At 61.0% G+C, this 23,186-nt stretch carries 14 protein-coding genes and 1 tRNA gene; 8 read left to right on the top strand and 7 right to left on the bottom strand.

Annotated elements, in window-relative coordinates; all coding sequences use genetic code 11:
• Nucleotides 1-193: 193 nt before the first annotated feature.
• The 5 genes from gltX to AB5164_RS06155 all read left to right on the top strand — a co-directional run bounded on the left by gltX (nucleotide 194) and on the right by AB5164_RS06155 (nucleotide 7,412).
• Entirely contained in the window at nucleotides 194-1,669 is a 1,476-nt protein-coding gene (gene gltX, locus AB5164_RS06175) for a glutamate--tRNA ligase (RefSeq protein WP_368142881.1), read from the top strand.
• Between the two features lie 89 nt (nucleotides 1,670-1,758).
• Nucleotides 1,759-4,212, top strand: coding sequence for a replication restart helicase PriA (priA, locus tag AB5164_RS06170; protein WP_368142883.1), 2,454 nt, complete (start codon nucleotides 1,759-1,761; stop codon nucleotides 4,210-4,212).
• A gap of 18 nt (nucleotides 4,213-4,230) precedes the next feature.
• Entirely contained in the window at nucleotides 4,231-4,767 is a 537-nt protein-coding gene (gene def / locus AB5164_RS06165) for a peptide deformylase (RefSeq protein WP_035138252.1), read from the top strand.
• Between the two features lie 327 nt (nucleotides 4,768-5,094).
• Entirely contained in the window at nucleotides 5,095-6,015 is a 921-nt protein-coding gene (gene fmt / locus AB5164_RS06160) for a methionyl-tRNA formyltransferase (RefSeq protein ID WP_368142884.1), read from the top strand.
• On the top strand, nucleotides 6,012-7,412 hold the full coding sequence (locus tag AB5164_RS06155) for an RsmB/NOP family class I SAM-dependent RNA methyltransferase (protein WP_368142885.1): 1,401 nt from the start codon (nucleotides 6,012-6,014) through the stop codon (nucleotides 7,410-7,412). The genes fmt and AB5164_RS06155 overlap by 4 nt, the downstream gene beginning before the upstream one ends.
• Before the next feature lie 141 nt (nucleotides 7,413-7,553).
• On the opposite strand, the gene AB5164_RS06150 is transcribed toward AB5164_RS06155, so the two are convergent.
• The 7 genes from AB5164_RS06150 to glgB form a co-directional block, all read right to left on the bottom strand.
• Nucleotides 7,554-7,790, bottom strand: a complete 237-nt coding sequence (locus AB5164_RS06150; protein ID WP_250787134.1) for an FmdB family zinc ribbon protein — start codon at nucleotides 7,788-7,790, stop codon at nucleotides 7,554-7,556.
• A gap of 88 nt (nucleotides 7,791-7,878) precedes the next feature.
• On the bottom strand, nucleotides 7,879-11,175 hold the full coding sequence (locus AB5164_RS06145) for a 4-alpha-glucanotransferase (protein ID WP_368142886.1): 3,297 nt from the start codon (nucleotides 11,173-11,175) through the stop codon (nucleotides 7,879-7,881).
• 218 nt (nucleotides 11,176-11,393) lie between these two features.
• A complete protein-coding gene (gene glgA / locus AB5164_RS06140) occupies nucleotides 11,394-13,733 on the bottom strand; it encodes a glycogen synthase GlgA (protein WP_368142888.1) in 2,340 nt (779 codons plus the stop codon).
• 90 nt (nucleotides 13,734-13,823) lie between these two features.
• The gene (glgD, locus tag AB5164_RS06135) at nucleotides 13,824-14,951 is read right to left on the bottom strand and encodes a glucose-1-phosphate adenylyltransferase subunit GlgD (RefSeq protein WP_346981317.1); all 1,128 of its coding nucleotides are present in this window, start codon (nucleotides 14,949-14,951) and stop codon (nucleotides 13,824-13,826) included.
• A 4-nt stretch (nucleotides 14,952-14,955) separates the two neighbouring features.
• Nucleotides 14,956-16,104, bottom strand: a complete 1,149-nt coding sequence (locus AB5164_RS06130) for a glucose-1-phosphate adenylyltransferase (protein WP_368142889.1) — start codon at nucleotides 16,102-16,104, stop codon at nucleotides 14,956-14,958.
• A gap of 107 nt (nucleotides 16,105-16,211) precedes the next feature.
• A complete protein-coding gene (locus AB5164_RS06125) occupies nucleotides 16,212-18,638 on the bottom strand; it encodes a glycogen/starch/alpha-glucan phosphorylase (RefSeq protein ID WP_368142890.1) in 2,427 nt (808 codons plus the stop codon).
• A 93-nt stretch (nucleotides 18,639-18,731) separates the two neighbouring features.
• Complete coding sequence (gene glgB / locus AB5164_RS06120) at nucleotides 18,732-20,993, bottom strand: 1,4-alpha-glucan branching protein GlgB (RefSeq protein WP_438265619.1); 2,262 nt, start codon at nucleotides 20,991-20,993, stop codon at nucleotides 18,732-18,734.
• 331 nt (nucleotides 20,994-21,324) lie between these two features.
• Between glgB and AB5164_RS06115 the strand changes: the two genes are divergently transcribed.
• From AB5164_RS06115 to AB5164_RS06105, 3 genes are all read left to right on the top strand, one after another.
• Nucleotides 21,325-22,014: an HAD family hydrolase gene (locus AB5164_RS06115; protein ID WP_368142892.1), complete on the top strand. Its 690-nt coding sequence runs from the start codon at nucleotides 21,325-21,327 to the stop codon at nucleotides 22,012-22,014.
• A 9-nt stretch (nucleotides 22,015-22,023) separates the two neighbouring features.
• Entirely contained in the window at nucleotides 22,024-22,665 is a 642-nt protein-coding gene (locus AB5164_RS06110) for a thiamine diphosphokinase (RefSeq protein WP_368142894.1), read from the top strand.
• A gap of 71 nt (nucleotides 22,666-22,736) precedes the next feature.
• A tRNA-Ala gene (locus AB5164_RS06105) sits at nucleotides 22,737-22,812 on the top strand.
• Nucleotides 22,813-23,186: the final 374 nt, after the last annotated feature.

Here is a 23,186-nt window from a genome sequence, read left to right as displayed (position 1 = left end):
GATATACGCCGTGATGCGCGACCGGGTGCCCTACCGGGAGTAGCCCCGACGGTTGACAAAACTATAGGAACACCCAACGAGTGGTCATTTAAGTCTGTCCCCAATGAGTGGGTCGGTGCCCTTTGTGCGGAGGTCGCATTGTTGCTTTATACTGGTGCGGTTAGACAACCATCCTGCAATCGAGGAGATATCCATGGCATCAGACGTTCGCGTCCGCTTTGCACCCTCACCGACGGGCAAGCTGCACATCGGCGGCGCCCGCACCGCTATCTATAACTGGGCTTTCGCCCGCTCAAACGGCGGTACGTTCATCCTGCGCATCGACGACACCGACCCCACCCGCTCCACCGACGAGAACACGCAGATCATCCTGCGCGCCATGCGTTGGCTTGGCCTGGACTGGGACGAGGGTCCCGAGGTGGGCGGCGACTATGGCCCCTACGCCCAGACCGAGCGCCTGGACCTGTACAAGCAGGCCGCCCAGAAACTTTGGGACGAGGGCAAGGCCTATCCCTGCTTCTGCACCAAGGAGCAGCTCGACGCCGACCGTAAGGCCGCGCAGGAGCGCAAGGACCCCTTCCAGGGCTATCAGCGTCGCTGCCGCGATCTTGATCCCGAGGAGGCCCGTCGCCGCATCGAGGCCGGCGAGCCCTACGTCTTGCGCATCAAGGTGCCCGAGGACCGCGGCGACGTCGTCATCCACGACGCCGTCCACGGCGAGGTGACCTTCGATGCCAAGGAGCTCGACGACTTTGTTATCTTCCGCTCCGACGGCACGCCCACGTACAACTTCGCGACCGTCGTCGACGACGCCATGATGAAGATCACCCACGTCATTCGCGGCGACGATCACCTGTCCAACACCCCGCGCCAGGTCATGGTCTACGAGGCCCTCGGCGCGCCCGTGCCCACGTTCGCCCACATCTCCATGATTCTGGGCGCCGACGGCAAGAAGCTCTCCAAGCGTCACGGCGCCACCTCGGTGGAGGAGTACCGCGACGCCGGCTACCTGCCCGATGCCTTCGTCAACTACCTGGCGCTGCTGGGTTGGTCGCTCGATGGCGAGACCACGATCATCCCGCGCGACGTCCTGGCCAGCAAGTTCTCGCTCGACCGCATCTCCAAAAACCCCGCGACCTTCGACCCCAAGAAGCTCGACTGGGTCAATGCCGAGTACATCAACGGCATGTCCGATGCGCAGTTTGCCGACGAGATCATGGTCCCCGAGCTGCACGAGGCAGGCCTCATCGAGGGTAACGTCGAGTACGGCGAGGACTGGATCGACGCGCTCGCTGCCATCGTCAAGCCTCGCACCAAGATGCCGGCCGACGCCGTGACCGTCGCCGCCCCCATCTTTGCCACGGCCGAGACGCTCGAATATGACGAAAAATCCGTTAACAAGGGCCTGGCCAAGGAAGGCATGGGTGCCATTCTGGATGCCGCCAAGGCAGCGCTCGAGGGCGTTACCGAGTGGACAGCCGCGAACATCGACGCTGCGCTTGAGCCGCTGCCCGAGCAGATGGACCTCAAGAAGCGCGTGGTGTTCCAGGCCGTGCGCGTCGCCGTTTGCGGCAACATGGTGAGCCCTCCGCTGGGCGAGACCATGGCGCTCGTCGGCCGCGACGACTGCCTGGCGCGTATCGACCGCGCCCGCACGATGGCGCTGTAATCGCTGCGCAAACGTATGTATCCGAGCCCCGTTCACCCCGAGCGGGGCTCTTGTTTCTGTAGACGTATGGGATAGGAGGTGCTGGGGCCATGGCCGAGCAACTTTCGCTGTTTGGTTCGCCGGAATCGGAGGAGACTCCGGCGGCACCGGCATCCGCTGCCGCCCCGGCCAAGCCCGAGCCTGCACCTGAGCCCCTCGCCGCCTACGCGAGCGTGGTTCTCGACATCCCCACCCGTGCGCTGTCCGAACCGTTTGCTTACGGCATCCCCGAGTCCCTTGCCAACGAGGCCCAGGTCGGATCGACGGTCCTGGTCCACTTTGGCAACCGTGCCGCCGCTGGCTACATCGTTGATATTGCCCCCGAGCTGGGCGACCTGCAAGGCGACAACGCTCTCGACCCTTCGCGCATCAAGCCCGTCGAAGCCATCCTCAGCAAACCGCTCTTTACAGCCGAGGCTGCCCGCATCGCGCGCTGGATGAGCCGCGAGTACGTCGCGACGCTTTCCGAGTGCCTGCGCCTGTTTTTGCCTCCGGGCGGCAGCCCGCGCGTGGTCAAGGGCGATGACGGCGTGTGGACCGTTGAGCGTCCCGCCGTCAAGCCGATTCAAAACCGCTGGGTCATGCTCACGCCCGAGGGCTTCGACTATACGCCGCCCAAGACCGCCGTTCGCCAGCGCCAGCTCATCGAGGCGCTCCGGTGCGGCCCCGTCACGACGCGCGATCTCAATCTGCTCTACAACAGCATGTCGGCGACCATCAAGGCGCTCGAAAAACGCGGTGTCGTGGTGGTGGAGGAGCGCCGTGCCTGGCGCGGTTGCAGCGAGCAGACTACGCTGTCCTCCGCGAGCGGCAAAGCGCCGGTCGCACTTACGGACGGCCAGCAGCAGGCGCTCGCGCAGATTGAGCGCGCTCGCCTGGATGCACACGGTGACGTGGTGCTCGTGGACGGTGTTACGGGCTCCGGCAAAACCGAGGTCTACCTCTCCGCTATCGAGCGCGTGCTCGCGGCCGGTCGCTCGGCCTGCGTGCTCGTGCCCGAGATTTCGCTGACGGCTCAAACCGTCGGCCGCTTCCGCTCGCGCTTTGGCGAGACGGTTGCGGTCTTTCACTCGCGCCTTTCGGCCGGCGAGCGCCTGGACCAGTGGGATATGGTCGCCAGCGGTGCGGCCCGCGTGGTCGTCGGCGCCCGCTCGGCGCTCTTTTGTCCGCTCAGCGACCTTGGGCTCATTATCATCGACGAGGAACACGAGACCAGTTACAAGCAGGGTTCTAGTCCGCGCTACCATGCGCGCGAAGTGGCGGCCGAGATGGCGCGGCGCTACCGCTGCCCGCTCGTGTTGGGCTCCGCCACGCCCTCGGCCGAGGCCCTCGATCGCTGCCGCCGCGGCACGTATAACGGTGCCACCTGGACGCGCGTCGAGATGCCCGAACGTCCGGGGCACGCGGTCCTGCCTACGGTGCGTATTGCCGACCTGCGTCGCGAGTTCTCACACGGTAGCCGCTCAATGTTCTCAAAACCGCTGATGGAAGGCCTCGAGCGCGTGGTCGAGCGTCGCGAAAAGGCCGTGTTGCTGCACAACCGTCGCGGCTTTGCGCCGTTCCTAATGTGTCGCGAGTGCGGTTGCGTCCCTACCTGCAACCATTGCTCCACGGCGCTTACGTACCACGAACGCACCCATACGCTGCAGTGCCACACCTGTGGTTCGTCCTGGCGTGTGCAGCCGTATCCCGCGCCCACGAGTCGCTGCCCCAAGTGCGGTAGCCGCTACCTGGCAAAAATGGGCCTGGGCACGCAACAGATCGAGGACGCACTGCATCAGATGCTGCCCGACGACGTTGCCATCATTCGCATGGACGCCGATTCCACGCGCGGCAAGGACGCGCACAAAAAGCTGCTCGAGCAGTTCGATGCGGCCGATTGCGCGGTGCTGCTGGGTACCCAGATGATTGCCAAGGGTCTCGATTTTCCTGAAGTCACGCTCGTAGGCGTGGTCAATGCCGACTTTGCCCTCAAGCTTCCCGATTTTCGTGCGGGGGAGCGTGCCTACGATTTGCTGGAGCAGGTCGCCGGCCGTGCCGGTCGCGGCGATCGCCCCGGCGAGGTCATCATCCAGACCTATCTGCCCGAGGACCCGGTCATCCGCGCCGTCGCCGAGCACGATCGCTCGATCTTTACCGACTACGACCTGGACCAGCGCCGCGACGCACTGTATCCGCCGTTCGTGCGCCTGGTCAACATTTTGGTGTGGTCGGCAAACCGCGATGATGCGCAGGATTATATCGGGCGCATCGCAAAGCTCCTCAAGCGCCGCTGGCACTCCGCCGCGCCCGACTTTTTGCGGGCGGGGAGCGCCGTGCCGCAGGTGCTGGGCCCGGCTTCGTGTGTAATCGAGAGAGCCAAGGACCGTTACCGCTTCCATCTGCTTGTGAAGTCGCCGGTAGGGTACCATGTCTCTGATGATATCGACGTCTGCCTCAAAGAGGTGGGCTCTGTGCGCGGCGTGAGCGTGAGCGTTGACGTCGACGCCTATGATTTGATGTAACAAACCGAAAGGATGGCCATGGAAGCCAACGGAATCGTACTGTCGCCCGACCCTCGTCTGCGCCAGGAGTGTGCCGTCATCGAGGAAATCACCCCGGCGATCGAGGCGCTTGCCGAGAAGATGAAGAAGATGATGTTCGAGAACGGCGGTTGCGGCCTGGCTGCTCCGCAGATCGGCGAGCTCATTCAGCTTGTCACCATCGACTGCGACTACAGCGACAAGAACGACTACGATCCGTACGTGCTCATCAATCCCGTCATTGTTGAGCAAAGCGACCATCTGGTGCCGTTCAGCGAGGGCTGCCTGTCCATCCCCGGCATTAGCTGCGAGATCGAGCGCCCCGACCATGTCGTCGTCGAGGCGTATGACCTGGATGCCAACCTGATTCGCTACGAGGCCTCGGGCGACCTGTTCTGCGTGTGTCTGCAGCACGAGATCGATCACCTGCACGGCAACACTATGTTCGAGCGACTGAAGCCCATGCAGAGGATCAAGGCCGTCAAGGAGTACCAGGACGCCCTAGCCCGCGGCGCTCGACCGGGCGAGACGGAGTAGATCCCACCGTCCCCGGTGCTGAGCGCCCACATATCATCCCGTGCTCAAACATTCTCGCTGCGCTGCGAAACTGCGCGCGGGACGATATGTGGGCGCTCAGCACCGGGGACTGCGTTGTTCTGGCTCGGTTCGCCCGGGTGCCGTCGGGCCAGGGAGGGGCGTCTTCGCTGATAGTCTTTGTTGAGAGGGAGCTGCTTTTATTGCGGCTCTTTCTTTGGTTTTGGGTATATTTGTTCTTGTCGAATTGTTATTGCGGATGGGCTGGTGACTTGGCTTTCCGCTGTTATTTGTAGCCGTCTCGGCTTTGGTTGAGGGGAGACGTCCTTTATGCGTATTGTGTTTATGGGTACGCCTGATTTTGCTGTGCCTTCGTTGACTTCGCTCGTCGAGGCTGGGAATGAGATTGCGCTTGTTGTTACTCGTCCCGATGCTGTTCGCGGGCGTGGTAAGAAGCTTGTGCCTTCTCCTGTTAAGGCCAAGGCGCTTGAGCTGGGGTTGCCGGTTGTTGAGGCTAATCGTATGACGCCGGAGGTTATTGAGGCGCTCCGGGCTGTCCAGGCCGATATTTTCTGTGTGGCTGCCTATGGCTGCATTTTGCCCGATGAGGTGCTGCATATGGCGCCGCTTGGTATTGTGAATGTTCATGCGTCCTTGCTGCCTCGTTGGCGTGGGGCTGCTCCCATTCAGCGTGCGATTCTCGCTGGTGATGAGGTTGCTGGCGTTTCTATTATGCGTATTGGACATGGCGTTGATACCGGCGCTTATTGTGCCCAGGCTTCCACGTCGGTTGCCGGTAAGCATGCCGAGGCGCTGACCATGGAGCTTGCTGAGCTTGGCGGCAAACTGCTTGCCGATACGCTTCCTTCGCTTGCCGATGGCACCGCCGTGTGGACTGAACAGGATGAGTCGCTTGTTACCCATGCTGCCAAGATTTCTAAGCAGGAGATGCGTCTGGATCCTCAGATGGCAGCGCTTGATTGCGTGTGTCATGTGCTTGCCTCGTCCGACGCCGCTCCCGCTCGTTGCGTGATTGCCGGCAAGACCGTGCGCGTGCTCGATGCAGCGCCGGCAGTCTTGTCGCTTGGCGAGGGGCTCGTCGCCGTTCAGGCCAAGCGCGTCTACCTGGGCCTGTCCGACGGCGCGGTCGAACTGCTCGAGGTTAAGCCCGATGGCAAGCGTGCTATGGCCGCTTCTGCCTGGGCTGCCGGGCTGCAGGGTGCCGATCTTATCTGGGGTGTTCTGTCATGAGTAAGCTGTCTCCCGCGCGCAAGCTCGCGCTTGATGTTTTGATGGAGGCCGATCGTCGCGGCATGTACGCGCGCGACGTGCTTTCGTCCCGTGCCTCGGCCAGGGCCATTGATCAGCGCGATTCTGCTTTTGCCGCTCGTTTGGCACTTGGCGTTGCGGCCACCCAGGGCATTTTGGATGAGCTGCTCGACCAGTTTCTTGATAAGCCCAAAAAGGTCGCGCCTCGTGTGCGCATGGCGCTTCGCATCTCGGCCTTCGAGATGCTCTATCTGCATACGCCTGGTCGCGTTGCGGTGAGTCAGGGTGTTGAGCTGGTGCGCAGCGGTGTTAAGTCTGCCGCGGGCCTGGCTAACGCGGTGCTGCACAAGGTTGCGGACAACGTGGAGGATTTTGCCACGGCATCTGACGTGGATGACTCCGAGCGCCGTTTGGTTCGCCTTTCGCGTTTGATGGGTCTTCCTCGTTGGCTGTGCGCTCGTATTATGGCCTCGTTCGATACGCCCGAGGGCGCGCTCAACTTTGCCGGTAATCTGGCCCCCGCGCCGCTTGCACTGCACGAGAATGCGTTTGCGACCAAGGCCGACCCGTATATCTCGCAGCTCGTTGCGCCTGTCTTCCCGGGCTGCCATGCTCCGGTCGATGCGCAGGTCACGGTTGCATCGGGCGTGTTTGAGCGTGCTGCCGCGGTTGCCTCGGACCTCAACGCTCAGCTTATCGCTACTGCCGCTACACGTCCCGGTCGTTGCCTGGAGATTGGAGCCGGTCGCGGCACCAAGACCTATGTGATGATGTGCCAGGCCAAGCGTGCCGGGTACGAGCGTCAGCATACCGCGCTCGATCTGCACGATCGCAAGTGCGATCAGAATCTCGCACGCCTGCATAAGGCGGGTATAACGGGTGTTCGTACGGTGTCGGGCGATGCCTGCGAGCTCAATGAGGTGCTCACGTCCTTTGACGCGATGCTCGGCGAGCCCGCCCTGTTCGACACGGTGTTTATCGATGCGCCGTGCTCTGGCACCGGCACCATGCGCCGTCATCCCGAGATACCGTGGCGTCTGACCGAGAACGACGTTACGACTGAGCTGCCCAAGCTACAGCTGACGATGCTCAAGGAAGCAGCCGCGCGCGTTGCTGCCGGCGGTGAGCTTATCTATGCCACCTGCTCGGTTTTTGATGAAGAGAACACGCAGGTCGTGGATGCCTTCCTGGCCTCTTCCGAGGGCGCCGTCTTTATCGTGGCACCGCTCTCCGAAGCCCAGATTCTGCAGCTCCCCGAGTACGACCACGCCAAGAGCCTCGTCACTCTCCGCCAAAACCCTCGAGGCCTCTTCCAAAGTGTCCCCGTAAACGCCGACTCCTACGACGGTCACTTCTGCGCCCGCCTGGTCCACAAGTAACTACTAAGTTGCGGTGAAATAGGGATTGAATAGCGGCATCTACCCGCCAAATAGTCCTTATTTCACCGCAACTCATAAAGATGCCTGGGTAGCTAAAGAATCAGCCCCGCGATCGGTGTCGATCGCGGGGCTGTTTGGTTTCTAGTGGCTATGCGGGCAGTTGGCGCAGCAGCCGCTGGTGGCGCTGGTGCTGGAGCCGCCAGTGCGTTGGTCGGTGTTGTAGAAACCGCTGCCGTCGAACTTAATGCCGCTGGCCGAGAACGTCTTGGCCGCCGGGGCGCCGCAGTTGGGGCATACGACCTCGGGCGTCTCGGACATGGGGTGCTCAACCTCAAACACGTTGCCGCAGCTCGTGCACTTGTAATCGTAGCGCGCCATAATACTTCCTTTTCAGCACAAAGCGGGCAGATCGCTCTGCCCGCAAAAATTCAAACGTCTGTAACTGTACCCTATATCGGGGGTTTTATCACGCTTCGCCCCAGAATCTATGGGTGCTGCGCAGGAGCTTCGCAGTTTTCTCCTCGGCTGCCGCAACGTCGGCCTCCTCAGCCTGCCAGGTCCAGTTGCCCGTGGCCACGCCCGGCACGTTCATACGTGCATCGTCGCCCAGTCCTAGCACGTCCTGCAGCGGCATCATCACGAGCGGAGCATCGCTGGCCAGGGCGTTGCCCATGAGCTCGCTTGCCAGTTCAATGCCGCTCGGCTCGTCGCCGCCTGCAAAGGAGTGTGTGCACCATCCGGCAAGCGTCGAGGTGTCGTGCGTCGAGGTATACAGGATCTTGCCCGGTGTGGGATGAATTCCGCAACGAACGTCGTAGTCGCTAAACTCCAGCACGTCCATGCCGGGGAAACCGCAGGTCGATGCCATGGCGCGAACACCGGGCGTCAGATAGCCCAAGTCCTCAGCGATAAAGTTGAGCGGACCCAGCTCGTCGTAGGCGGTCTGGAACAGGTCCTTGCCCGGGCCTGCCAGCCAACGCCCGTCGGCGCATGCCTTACCCGCGGGAATGCTGAAATAGCTGTGGAAGCCCAGGAAGTGATCCAGGCGCACGCGGTCGTAGAGCGAAAACGCACGACGCAGGCGATCCATCCACCAGCTATAGCCGTTCTGCTTCATGTGGTCCCAGCGGAACGTTGGGTTGCCCCACACCTGGCCCTCGGGCGCAAAGTTGTCGGGCGGCGCACCGGAAATCTCAATCGCCTTGCCGGTATCGGACAGCCAGAAGTTCTCGGGTTCGCTCCACGCGTCTGCCGAATCGTCGGACACGTACATAGGAATATCCCCGATAACCTCGATGCCCTTCTTGTGCGCATAGTTCATGAGCTCGCACCAAGCGAGGTCAAAGCGGTACTGCATGTACGCCTGAAGCTCGGCCTCGTTGTGGAAGCGCTTGTCGTCGATCAGATGTTCGTTGTAGCGCGCGACATCTGCCGGCCAATCATGGCGCGACTCGCCCTCAAAGTACTTTTTAACGGCCATGTAGACGCAGTATTTCTCGAGCCAATCGGCATTGCGATGTTTAAACGCGGTGTACAGCGGATCGGCATCCTCGCCGCCGCGGGCCTTCCAGGTCTCAAAGTCGGCTGCCAGCTCTTCGTGGCTCTCGGGTAGCAGGTCGATATTGCCTGCAAAGGCCGAAGGACCGGCATAAGGGGAGCGGAAGAAGTCCGTGGGGTTGACGGGAAGAACCTGCCAGTAGCGCATGCCCATGGCGGCCAGATGGTCGATAAAGCGACGCGTGGGTGCGCCGATCGTACCGGGCTTGCCGTCGTCGGTCGGCACCGATGTGATATGGCACACAACACCCGCACCGTGATCGAGCGGCTCCTGCAGGCGCTGCTCGGCGTGGTGATAGATGATCGACGAGCCCAGCGGATACAGATCGAGCGTGACCGTACCGTTATGAATCTCACACTCGTGACCGCTGATCACGTCACTCGCACATTCGCCGAGCGCCGGAATCGTCACGCGATGCGAATTGCGCAGGCTGCGGTTGATGATGACGGTCGCGGACTCGCCGTCTTTACCGGTACGGTTGTAGGCCAGCACCTCGTCATTGAGCGCGAAAGCCTTGATTTCACCGTCGATCATAAACGGCAGCGCGCGGCGCACAGCAGATGCGTTCTTGACGATCGCGAACGTATCGAAGTCGTGCAGGTCTTCCTTGGTCGGCATGGTGCGGCGATTACCCGGATCGGTGAGTCCCTCCAAGCCGTACTCGTCACCGTAATAGATTGAGGGAACGCCCGGGAACGTCATCTGCATGAGCGTCGCCAGCCAAAAGCGGCTCTTGGCCAGGCCCATGGAGTTCTCGTCCAGGCGCCATTTGCTGCGCTCACTCTCGGGCAGCTGCGACTCGTCGGGGCCACCGCCGAGCACCGAGATAATGCGCGGGCGGTCGTGGCTCGACAGCAGATTGAGCGCGCAGGATAATGCCTCGCGCGGGTAGTTCTCGCGCAGGGTCTCGATATCCTCGGCAGCTTGGTAGGCGTTTTTGTAGCCCATCAAAAAGCCGATGACCATGTCGCGGAAGGGGTAATCCATAGCAGAGTCCAGCTCGGAGCCCTGCAGGTAGCGACGCAGATGGCCGTAGCTGATCTTGTTGGAGGCGTCTTCCCAGACCTCGCCGAGCAGCAGCGCGTCGGGCTTTTCGGCAAGTACGGCCTTTTTGATCTCGGTCAGGAAATCGTCCGAAAGCTCGTCGGCCACATCCAGGCGCCAGCCGTGAGCGCCGGCGCGCAGCCATTTACGAATGACGCCGTCCTTGCCCAGGAGCCGCTCGCGTACCAGTTCGGAGCTCTCATTGATGGCGGGCATATTGCCCACGCCCCACCAGCAGTCGTACGAGCCGTCCTCGTGGAAATAAAACGCATCGCGCCACGGCGAATCCTCGCTCTGCCACGCGCCCACGCCGGGGTAGTTGCCGTAGCGGTTGAAGTAGATCGAATCGTCGCCCGTGTGGTTGAACACACCGTCCAGAATGATGGAAATGCCCAGCTTCTCGGCCGCCTCGCACAGCTCGGTAAAGTCCTGCTCGGTGCCCAGAATCGGATCGATCTTGGTGTAATCTGCGGTGTCGTAGCGGTGGTTGCTCGCGGCTTCAAAAATGGGGTTGAGGTAGATGGCTGTAAAGCCCAGCTCAGCGATGCGGGGCAGGTCTTCCTGGATGCCCTTGAGCGAGCCGCCGTAGAAGTCCCAGGTCTTGATGGAGCCGTCCTCGGCGCGCTCGTATACGGGCGGCTCGTTCCAGTCCTCGACCATGCGGCGCTGGATTCCGTTGCGCGGCTTTTCGACTTCGGTCAGCGTGCGCTCGCGCCAGTGCTCGTCGCGGGCGTAGCGATCGGGGAAGATCTGGTAGACCATGCCGCGCTCGTACCACTCGGGTCGAACTTCGCGGTGCTTGTAGACGGTGACTTGGAATGACGGCACCTCGGCGTAGTCGTAGGTTACGCCCTCGCCGCCGGTGCGTCCCTGCGGTGCGCCCAAGCGGACCTCGGGCTGGCCCTCGATATTGCATATAAAGCTGTACCAGATAAGACAGGGCTCGGCGCACTCAAGCTCTACGGTAAAGATGCCGTCGCCTTCGTGCGTCATTGGATACCGAGACTCACCGATCTCATCGACCCAGGTCCGGAGCGTAAGCGTCGCCTGCACGGGATCGGCATCCTCCAGAATCACGGAGAGCGAAAGGGTAGTTCCTGTGGTCACAGCGCCAAACGGAGTGCGAAACTGCGGCAGACGGCTGTTGTGTATCAATCTCATAGTACGGTCCAGTTCAATAGAATCATGGCCTGCTGGCCATGGGCTTTACGCACAGGATGTAAGTATATCTGTTGTACACAGGCTGTATAAACAACATCCGTTTACCATCGGCGAACGGTTGTCCTAGAAAATCGTTTTACCAACTACCTACAGAGAAGGGGCGCCCGGTTGGAGCGCCCCTTACTTAGGGTTTGATGAGGTTTTGAATCGTCTGTGGGCTAGCGGCGCTTGCGGGTGGCCGTTGCCTTGCGGACGGACGTCTTCTTGGTCGGAGCCTTTTTCTCTGCCGGAGCGGCGGGGGAGACCGGAGTCTCCTTGGCGGGCTCGGGCTTGGCCTCTGCCTTCGGGGCGGCCTTGACCTCAGCCTTGACCTCAGCGGCCTTCGGCGCCGGCTTGGCTTTTACCTCGGCCTTGGGCTCCTCTTTGGTAGCAGCGGGCTTAATCTCTGCCTTGGGAGTTGTGGCCTTTGCCGTGGCCTTCTTGGCCGTCGTGGTGCGCTTGCGCGTGGCGGTCTTGGCAGCGGGCTTGGCCTCGACGGTTGCCTCCGCCTTGGACTCTGCAGGCGTCTCCTCGACCTTGGCTGCCGGCTTTGCGGCTGACTTGGTCGTGGCGGCCTTCGTGGTCGTCGACTTCGTTGCCGTGGTCTTCTTGGCTGCCGTTGCCTTCTTGGCGGTCGTGGTCGTCTTCTTAGCAGCGGTCTTTGCCGGAGCCTTGGCGGCCGGCTTAGTCTCGGCGGCCTCTGCCTTTACCTCGGGAGCAGCCTCGGCTTCTGCGGCCTTCTTGGCAGCAGCGGTCGTGCGCTTGCGCGTGGTCGTTGCCTTGGCAGCAGTCGTCTTTGCTGCGGCAGTCTTGGTGGCAGCAGCTTTGGTCGTCGTAGCCTTCTTGGCGGTCGTCTTGCGGGTCGTGGTCTTCTTAGCTGCGGGCTTTGCAGCGGGCTTGGCCTCGGCCTTTGCCTCAGGAACAACCTCAGCCTTCACCTCAGGATCGACCTTAACGGGCTCGGCTTCAGCCGGCTTCTCCTCGGCCTTGGGCTCCTCAGCGGCAGCGGGCTCATCGACAGCTGCAACCTCAGTCACAGCCGCCGGCCTCTCAATCTCAGGATGCATAAAGAAGTACAGGTCCAGATACTTATCGGCCGAGCGCGTCCAGCTAAAGTCCTGGCTCATAGCCTGCGTGACCAGCTGGTTCCAGGCCTCGCGGTTATCCCAGAACAGGCGTGCCGCGCGGAACACGGCGTCGCCCATCTCGTCGCCGTTAAAGTTGCTAAACGAGAATCCCGTGCCCTCACCGGTAAACTCGTTATACGGGATCACGGTGTCCTTCAGGCCGCCGGTCTCGCGCACGATGGGCAGGGTGCCGTAGCGCATGGCGATGATCTGCGACAGGCCGCAGGGCTCAAACTTCGAGGGCATCAGGAACATGTCGGCGGCAGCATACATGCGCTGCGACAGTGCCGGATCGAACTCGATGCGAGCCGCCATGGTGCCGGGGTACTTGTCCTGGAAGTAGCGCAGGCCGTCCTCGTAGTCGCGGTCGCCGGTGCCCAGCACCGCCACCTGCACGCCGCCGGCCAGGATGCGGTCGAGCGCGTACATGACAAGGTCTAGGCCCTTCTGGCGCGTCAGACGCGTGACCATCACCATGAGCGGACGGTCGTCGCGAACCTCGAGCCCCAGCTCTTCCTGCAGCTTGGCCTTGCACACGGCCTTGCCGGAACGGTCCTCCACGGTGTAATTGGCGGCAATGCGCTTATCGGTCGCCGGGTCAAAGCCCGCAACGTCAATGCCGTTCAAAATGCCCTGCAGCGCATAGGAACGCTCGCGCAGCACGCCGTCCAGGCCCTCGCCAAACTCGGGCGTCTGGATCTCGTTGGCATAGGTGGGGCTCACCGTGGTGATGGCATCGGCATAGTGCAGCGCGCCCAGCATGTAGTTGATGCTGCAGGCGTCGCAGCGCAGCTGCGTAGCTGCCGCGGGAATATGCGCCACACCTAGGATGTCCTCCATCACGGTGTCGCTAAACTGGCCCTGGAACGCCACGTTGTGGATCGAGAACACGGTCTTGACACGGTCGTACAGCGGCAGGCCCTGGTAGAACTCGCGCAGGAACACGGGCGCCAGTGCCGTCTGCCAGTCGTTGCAGTGCAGAATGTCGCACTCAAAGCCCTCGGGCAGGTGCTGCAGGCTCTCGGTGATGGCTTTGGAGAAGAACGCAAAGCGCTCGCCATCGTCAAAGAAGCCGTACGGATAGTCGCGCGCAAAGTAGCGCTCGTTGTCCACGAACATATAGGTGACGCCGTCGCGCTCGAGCTTCTCCAGCCCGCAGTACTCGTTGCGCCAGCCCAGGCTCACGTAAAAGTCGGAGAAGTGCTCCATCTGCGCCTTGTACTCGTCCTTGATGGTGGCGTACTTGGGCACCATCACGATGACTTCGGCGCCGGCGCGCACGAGTGCCGCAGGCAGCGAGCCCGCCACGTCACCCAGGCCACCGGTCTTAACAAACGGTGCGCACTCGGCCGAGGCAAACACGATCTGCATCTTTTTGCTGGAATCTGCCATATTGTCTCCCATGTTGCAATTCGAGAATAGCCGCCTGGCGCTAACCGGGCGGCTATTCTACATGTTACGAGCGATGTTTCGGTGCCAACGTTAACGTACGATGGTGGTGTCGGAAGTTAACGGAGCCTTGCCCAGCACCAGGATGTTCTCGGGCGTGCCGCGAAGCTCGGTGTTGGTGGGAACCACGTTGTTCTTGTCCAGAATGGCGTTCTCAACGCGTGCGCCGCTCTTGATGACACAGCTCTGGTTGATGATCGAGTTGGTCACCGAGGCGCCCTCCTCGACCACGACGCCGCGCGACAGGATCGAGTTGCGCACGGTGCCCTTGATGATACAGCCGGCCGAGATGATCGAGTTGCACGCGTGGCTGCCGGTCGCATAGCGCGAAGGCGGCACGTCGTGAGCCTTGGTCAGGATCGGGCGCTCGGGGTCAAAGAGCTGGTCGGCCACGGTTTGGTCAAGCAGGTCCATGCTGCGGCGATACAGCGACTTCTCACTAAACACGCCCACGACCTCGCCCTTGTACTCGTAGCTGCACACGTCGATGTTGCCAAAGTCGCCCTGGAGTGCCTCGAGCAGGTCCAGATAGTCGGCGGCCTGGTAGTGGTCGATAATCTCGAGCAGCGTCTCGCGGTTGACGATGCAGCAGTCCATAGAGGCGTTGTCGCCGTACGCGACGCCAGCGCTCACGCCCGTCAGGCGACCGTTCTCGTTAATCTCGAGTTTGGTCTCGTCATCGACGTTGCGCGTGGCCTTGCAGTACACCACGGTCATCTGGGCACCGGAGTTCTCGTGCGCGTCGATGATGGTGTTGAGATCCATGTTAAAGATGATGTTGGTGCCCATCATCACAACATAGGGCTTGTCCGAGCGCTGGAACAGCGTCTTGTTGGAGATGATGTCGCGCAGCAGGAAGCGCATGCCGCCCTTGGTGGTGCCATACGCGTTGCCGGGCACCATGAACAGGCCGCCCTTCTTGCGGTCCAGGCCCCAGTCCTTGCCCGAGCCAACGTGGTCGATCAGCGAGCGGTAGTTGCCCGGCATGACGACGCCGACGGTCTTAATGCCGGCATTCATCATGTTGGACAGCGGAAAGTCGATCAGGCGGTAGCGGCCCAAAAAGGGAACGGACGCGATGGGGCGGTCCTTGAGCAGGACGCTGCCGTAGCTCGAAGAGTAGTTAGCGGTGATATAACCGATGGCCTTGCGATTGATCATCGGATCATTCCCCCTTCCCGATAACGACGTCATTTCCAACGACGGCCGTATCCTTGGTGGTATCGACAGAGCCGAGCTTCACGCCCTCTTCGACCGTGGAGTTCTCGCCCAAAATAGCGCGGCAGATGTGCGCGCCGCTCTTAACGTGCGCACCCGGCAGCAGCACGGAGTCATCGACCACGGCGCGCTCCTCGATGATGACATCGGTCGAAAGGATCGAGTGGCGAGCGGTGCCGTAGATCTTGCAGCCGTTGGAGACCAGGCAGTCGTCCAGGCGGCCGTCCGGGCCAATGTAGTGCGGCGGACGCGTGGTGATGTTGGACATGATGGGGAAGTGCTTGTCGAACAGATCGAACTCGGGGTTGTTGCCCAGCAGGTCCATCGAGGTCTCGTGGAAGCTGGCGATGGTGCCGACGTCCTTCCAAAAGCCGTGGAACTCGTAGCTGTACAGGCGCTTGCCCTCGCCGAGCAGCTTGGGGATGATGTCCTTGCCAAAGTCGTGGCTCGAGCGCTGGTCCAGAGCGTCCTCTTCGAGCGCCTCGATCAGCACGTCGGCCGAGAAGATGTAGATGCCCATGGACGCGAGATTCGAATCGGGCTTATCGGGCTTCTCGGTGAACTTGATGATGCGGCCGTCCTCGGGGTCGGTGGTCAGGATGCCAAAGCGGCTGGCCTCCTCCCAAGGCACGGGCATAACGCTCACCGTGAGGTCGGCGTTGTTCTCAATGTGCGTCTTGAGCATCTTGCGGTAGTCCATGCGATACAGGTGATCGCCCGAAAGAATCAGGACGTACTTGGGGTCGTTGGCCTTGATGTAGTCCAGGTTCTGCGTAATGGCGTCGGCCGTGCCCGCATACCATGCGCCGCCGGTCTGCGTCTCGTACGGCGGCAGGATCGAAACGCCGCCGTCGCGGCTGTCCAGATCCCAAGCCTCGCCGGAGCCCACGTAGGCATGCAGCAGGTAGGGGCGATACTGCGTCAGAACGCCCACCGTGTCGATGCCCGAGTTGGAGCAGTTGGAGAGCGAAAAGTCGATAATGCGGAACTTGCCACCAAAGCTAACCGCCGGCTTAGCGATCTTTTGGGTGAGTGCCCCCAATCGGCTGCCCTGTCCTCCTGCGAGGAGCATCGCGATGCATTCTTTCTTACTCATCGATTTCTCCTTCTGTCATCGATGTTCCTAAACCCATTAGCGACGGGCGCGGCGCAACGTCACGCCCGTCGAGTAATGCCGTGCTGGCATAGGGGAGCTCGCGGCCTTTACGCGTGCCAGATTTCGTCGCGGTACTCGCGAATGGTGCGGTCGCTCGAGAACCAGCCGCTCGAGGCGGTGTTGAGCAGCGCCTTGCGGTTCCAGGTCTCCTGGTCGCCATAGCTGCCGGTGAGCTTCTCCCATGCATCCACGTAGCTGCGGAAGTCTGCCATGACCAGGTCGGGGTCGTTGTTGTTCATGAGCTCGTTGTAGATGCTCTCAAAGTTGCCCGAAAGACCCGCGAAGGTGTTGTCCTTAAGCTCGTCCATCACGCGGCCCAGGCGCTCTCGATCGCCGTTGAGGGTATCCCACGCAAAGTAGCTGTTCGATGCCCAGAGCTGCTCGACCTCGGGAGCGGTCAGGCCAAAGATGGCCTCGTTCTCGCGGCCGGCCAGGTCGGCGATCTCGATGTTGGCGCCGTCGAGGGTGCCCAGCGTAATGGCGCCGTTCATCATGAGCTTCATGTTGGACGTGCCCGAGGCCTCCTTGCCGGCCGTGGAGATCTGCTCCGAGATCTCGGCGGCGGGGTAGATGAGCTGGGCGTTGCTCACGCGGAAGTTGGGGATAAAGCAGACCTTCATGACCTCGTTCACGCGCGGGTCATTGTTGATGACCTCGGCCACGGAGTTAATGAGGCGGATGGTCTCCTTGGCAAAGGTGTAGCTGGAGGCAGCCTTGCCGCTAAAGATGAAGGTCGTCGGCGTCACGTGGAAGTTGGGATCGGCGATGCGACGGTTGTAGATGTCCATCACCTTCATGATGTTCATGAGCTGGCGCTTGTAGGCGTGGAAGCGCTTTACCTGAACATCGAAGACGGTGTTGGGGTCAATGACCAGACCGGTCTCGGCCTTAACGTAGGCGGCCAGGCGCTCCTTGTTGGCGCGCTTGGAGGCACCCACGGCCTTCAGGAACTCGGTGTCGTTCTGGAACTCTTTGAGCTTCTCAAGCTCAAAGGCGTCCTTGAGCCAGCCATCGCCAATGGCCTCGGTCACGAGCTTGGCATAGGTGGGGTTGGCCTCGGCAAAGAAGCGACGGTGCGAGATGCCGTTGGTCTTGTTGTTGAACTTTTCGGGCGTCAGGGCATAGAAGTCCTTGAGCACGATGTTCTTGATGATGTCGGAGTGGATCTTGGCCACGCCGTTGACGCTGTGGCTACAGATCACGGACAGGTTGGCCATGCGAATCTCGCCGTCCCACAGGATGGCGGTCTGGCGCAGACGCTCCTGCCAGCCCTCCTGCGTGGTGTCGAACGACTCGTGCCAACGACGGCTGATCTCGTCGATGATCTGGTACACACGGGGGAGGAGCTTGGAGAACATGCCGATGGGCCACTTCTCCAGGGCCTCGGGCAGGATAGTGTGGTTGGTGTAGCTCACGACCTGCGTCACGATGCTCCAAGCGTCATCCCACTCGAGCTTTTTCTCGTCGATGAGGATACGCATGAGCTCGGGACCGCACATGGCGGGGTGCGTGTCGTTGGTGTGGATGGCCACAAACTGCGGCAGCAGCTCCCAGTTCTCGCCGTGCTCCTTCTCAAAGGTGTCGAGCAGGCTGTAGATGCCGGCCGAGACAAACAGGTACTCCTGCTTCAGGCGCAGCAGACGGCCGTGCTCGCCGGCGTCGTTGGGGTAGAGGATGGCGCTGATGGCCTCGGCCTCGGCGCGCTCGGCGTCGGCCAGGGCATAGTCACCGCGGTTGAAGGCCTCAAGGTCAAAGTGCTCCTCGACCGGCTCGGCAGCCCAGACGCGCAGCTTGTTGACAGTCTCGCCGGCATAGCCCACGACGGGGATGTCATAAGGGACGGCCAGGATGTCCTGCGTGTCCACCGTGCGGTAGAACGTGCGGCCGTTCTCCTCAAAGCCCTCAACATGGCCACCAAACTTAATAGTCACGGCCTTGTCCTGACGGCGGACCTCCCAGGGATAGCCGTGGGTAAGCCACTCGTCGGTGGCCTCGACCTGGCTGCCGTTGACGATCTCCTGCTTAAACAGGCCGTAGCGGTAGCGCATGCCGTTGCCGTAGCCGGCAATGCCCTCGGCTGCCATGGAATCCAGGAAGCATGCGGCAAGACGGCCCAGACCGCCGTTGCCCAGAGCCGGATCGGGCTCCTGGTTCTCGATGACGGACAGGTCGAAGCCCATGTCGTCGAGCGCCTCGGCGACCATGTCGCGCACGCCAAAGTTGAGTAGATAGTTGTCAAGCAGGCGGCCGATCAAAAACTCGATCGAGAAGTAGTACACGCGCTTTTTGCCCTCGGCGGTGGCGCGGGCGTCACTCTTGGTGGCAACGGTTCGCGCCTTCTCGGCCACGAGCTTTGCCAGGGCGTTAAAGCGGTCGAGGTCGCTGGCGGCCTCGACGCTCTTGCCGCTGATGCTCATGACGGCATCGCGATAGAGCTCGGTAAACTCCTGCTTGTTGTCGAAGATCTTATTCATACGTTCCTTCCCCCGGGGATGTTTCTCCCGGAACGGTTATGACTTGTATCCTACGCCCCCGCGGGGCGGGTAATTACAGTGGTAACGCCTTTGTTACGCTTTCTTGGCAGGAGCCTTAACAGCAGCTGCCTTGGCCTTGGGAGCAGCCTTTTTGGTGGCTGCCTTTTTGGCCGTGGTTGACTTGACCGTGGCCTTGGCGGTGGGCTTTGCAGCCTTCGCCTTAGTCGGAGCCTTCTTAGCGGCTGCGGGCTTGGGCTTTACCGAGGACGAGCGCTTGCGCGTCGCCTTCTTGGGCTCCTCAACCACCGGCGGCTTATAGCTGCTGGGACCGCGGCGCTTAAGCACCACGCCAGCCAGGCCGGGCACCTTGATCTCGATGGAGTCCATCTGCCCGTTCCAGGGATAAGGCTCGCTCGAGCAGGTGTAGGGCTCCTCACCGGCGTATCCGCTGCCGCCAAATTCGGGACGGTCGGAATCGAAGATGACCTCCCAGTCACCCTCGCGCGGCACGCCCACGCGGAAGCTCTCGTAGCTCGCCGGGTCAAAGTTGATCAGGATCACCAGGTCATCGTCTACGTCCTCGCCCTGGCGTACAAAACTCACGATGGACTGCTTGGAGTTGTCCGCGTCAATCCAGGTAAAGCCGTCGTCGGTGTAGCCGCGCTCGTACAGGGCGGGCTCGGCAGTGTACAGGTGGTTAAGCGCCTTGATAAACGCCTGATGATGACGGTGGGTCTCGTACTCTTCGGTCAGGAACCACTGAATGGACTCGTAGTAGCGCCACTCAATAAACTGGCCGATCTCGTTGCCCATAAAGTTGAGCTTGGCACCGGGGTGAGTCATCTGGTAGAAGGCGAGCGTGCGCAGGCCGGCAAACTGGCGCCACCAGTCGCCCGGCATGCGGCCGATGAGCGAGCACTTGCCGTGCACAACCTCGTCGTGGCTCAGCGGGCAAATGAAGTTCTCGGTAAAGGCGTACATGATGGAGAACGTGAGCAGGCCGTGGTTGCCGGGGCGCCACGGAAAATCGGTCTGCATGTAGTGCAGGGTGTCATTCATCCAGCCCATGTCCCACTTGTAGTGGAAGCCCAGGCCGCCGTCCTGCGGCGGGTAGGTCACGAGCGGCCACGCGGTGGACTCCTCGGCCATCATCATCACGTCGGGGTAGTGGGCCTCCACGGCGCAGTTGACCTGGCGGATAAACGCGCTGGCGTCAAGGTCCTCCTCGGTACCGTACTTGTTGAACTTCTTTTGGCCGGGATCGTCGATGCCAAAGTTGAGGTACAGCATGCTGGACACGCCGTCCATACGAATGCCGTCAACGTGGAAGTTCTCGAGCCAATACAGCACGTTGGAGACCAGGAAGGAGCGGACCTCGCCGCGGGCGAAGTCAAACTTGTGCGTGCCCCAGTTGGGGTGAATCTCGTGCTCAAACAGCATGTGTCCGTTAAAGGTGGCAAGGCCGTGGGAGTCGGCGCAAAAACCGCCGGGCACCCAGTCCATGATCACGCCGATGCCCGCCTCGTGGCACGCATCGATAAAGTGCATGAGCTGCTGCGGGTTGCCGTAGCGAGAGGTGGCGGCGTAATAGCCGGTCGTCTGGTAGCCCCAGGAGCCATCAAAGGGATGCTCCATAAGCGGCATGACCTCGATATGCGTGTAGCCCATATCGCGCACGTAGTCCACGAGCTCCACCGACAGGTCGTCGTAGGTGTAGAACTCGCCGCGCTGCGCGGGGAAGGGGTCCATGGGGCCGGGGTAGTTGCCGTACTCGTCGGGCTCGCCTTGCGGCGCGTCGCCGTGGCGCTTCCACGAGCCAATATGCACCTCGTAGATGTTAAGCGGCTGCGACATGTGGTTGTGGCCGGCGCGGCGCTTGAGCCATGCGGCGTCGTTCCACTTGTAGCCATCGAGGGTCCACAGCACGCTCGCCGTTCCCGGAGGGCACTCGGCCTTAAAAGCATACGGATCGGCCTTGTAGAGCTTTTCGCCCTCGTTGGTCTCGATGAGATACTTATAAAGCTGGCCCTGCTCGGCGCCAGGAATAAAGCCTTCCCAAATAGCGCTCGTATGAACGGGCACCAGCGGGTTGGCTTCCTCATCCCAGTCGTTAAATTCGCCAATGACATGGACACTCTTTACGTCGGGCGCCCAAACGCAAAAGCGCCAGCCGCGCGTGCGCTGCTGCGTGTCGGGATGCGCGCCCATCTTTTCCCAGCTGCGCTCCCACATTCCAATGCCAAACAGGTAGACATCGTCCTTGGAGAGCTCCGGTGCGTGCGGAGCGGCTTTACGGGTTGCGGGCTTTTTAGCCGTTGGCTTTAGCTTTGTATCGCTCACGTTTGATCCCATCATGACGCGGCAGCGTGTTGCCTTGGTGACTAGATGCGAAAGGTCCAAGGCTGCACGAATCGAAGGGACGGCGAAGTTTCTGTGATTCGTTCCACCTCGCGTGCTCGGTGGAACTTTCGGCAGAAACTACGATAACACCTGTGCGTTAGTTTTATGGACGAAAGCGGATTTGCGGGGGCGTTTAATCGGTAAGCGACATGTTTATACCACTGGCAGAATTGCCGTGGTAAAACTCTTGGCAGTTTTACCAATTAGGGTTTCAAAATTGTTAGGCTGACGTTTGGTAAAACGTTTTTAGCAGGTTGTTTACCATTTGACATCGAAAGGTTCGTTTATGTCCCATACCGCCGCTCCCAAGGTTGCTTTTATTTTCGATTGCGACGGCACACTGGTTAATAGCACCCCCGTTTGGGCCTATGCCCAGCCCGAGTTATTGCACCGTCACGGGATTGACGTGACGGTCGACGATTTTGCCCAGTTTGAGCATTTGTCGCTCGAGGACGAGTGCCAGGCCTACCACGATACGTGGGGCATTGGTGCGAATGGCGAGGAGCTCTACCGCGAGCTGAGCGATATTTTGATTGATGGGTACTCCAAGGTGCCGCCACGCGAGGGGCTCCTGGCATTTTTGGAGCAGGCAAAGGAGGCCGGTATTGCCATGTGCGTTGCTACGTCCACACCGGCCGAGCTGGTTAAATCTGCGCTTGCGGGTGCTGGCCTTGATCGCTACATGGAGTTTGTGACCACCACAGGTGAGGCCGGGCGCTCCAAGCAGTTCCCCGATGTGTACGAGCTGGCGCTGCGCCGTCTGGAGGAGCGCCATGGGCACCAGTTTGAGCGCGCCTGGGTGTTTGAAGACGCCGTCTTTGGCCTTAAGAGCTCTGGCACTGCCGGCTTTATGCGCCTGGGTATTTATGACCCGCACGGCCGCATGAAGCGCGACGACGTACGCGCCAACTGCGATATCTTTATCGACAGCTACGAGGAGCTTGACCTGGCCCGCGTGCTTTCGTTTGAGGGATAGGCGAGAGCTGTGGGTTGCAAGGTATTAGTGGTCTGCGGCTCGCCCGTGGTGGCGAGCGCGGATCTGTTGCGTAGGCTAGCAGGGGAGTGCGGCCACGTTGTCGCCGTGGACCGCGGACTCGACGCGCTGCTGGGCGCGGGACTGGGCTGCGATGTTTATGTGGGGGATGCCGACACGGTGAGCGACGCGGGCCGCGCGCTGGTCGAAGTCGCCACCGACTTTGAAGTTGAGCGCCACGACCCGTACAAGGACTATACCGATCTGGCGCTTGCGCTCGATTCCGTCCGTCGTCGCTGGCCGGGTGCCGAAGTGGTCGCGACCTGCGCAACGGGCGGCCGTCCGGACATGGCGCTTTCCGTACTGGGCCTACTCGCGGGCTACGAGGACGCCCCAGTCTGGATTGCCGAGGACAAGGTGGTCGCCCGCATCCTTCACGCAGGCGAATCATGGACCATCGAAGGCACCGAGGGCAAGACGTTCTCCGTCATCGCTATAGCTCCTGGGACGGTAGTAAGCGAACACGGTCTAGAGTGGGAGCTAGACCACAGCCCCCTGGACCTGTTGGCCGACACCGGCATTAGCAACGTCGTCAGGTCAACAGCCACGATCCAAGTCCACACCGGCACCGCTATCGCTTACCTATATCAATAGGTATTTAGAATCTGACCCCAAAAAAGTCCTTGCACGCCGTGCCAACTTCCCCTATAGTATCTCCTCGTCACGGGGGCGTAGCTCAGCTGGGAGAGCGCTTGACTGGCAGTCAAGAGGTCAGGGGTTCGATCCCCCTCGTCTCCACCATCGTGAATGCAAAGGCCTTCGGTATTCCGAAGGCCTTTTTTCATGCCAAAATACCTTGCGCCGCAAACCCCTCCTACGCCAACAAAAAGTTGCACAATTTATTTCACATGTCTGTACATAGTTTGTTAGACAAACGCGATTAACAGTGCATCTCTCTGCTCCGTCTGGGCTTCAGGAACGCCCCCAATCACCGCCAGTACCTCAATAACCTGCATCAATGTGAACAACATCCCAAAACAACCCCGTTGAACACACTAAATGAACGAAATGTTGTCCGCGATTAGCCAAATCAGCTTTGGGCTTATAGGACAAAATGTGTGTCTACTTTAGGGGTATCGGCGCAGTTCGATGCCCCTTTTTCAGCCGTTTAAATT

The organism is Collinsella aerofaciens, from assembly GCF_040915425.1.
GTDB classification, from domain to species: Bacteria; Actinomycetota; Coriobacteriia; order Coriobacteriales; family Coriobacteriaceae; genus Collinsella; species Collinsella aerofaciens_BW.
The sequence above is the reverse complement of the archived record's forward strand: the minus strand, read 5'-3'. Positions and strand labels throughout refer to the sequence as shown.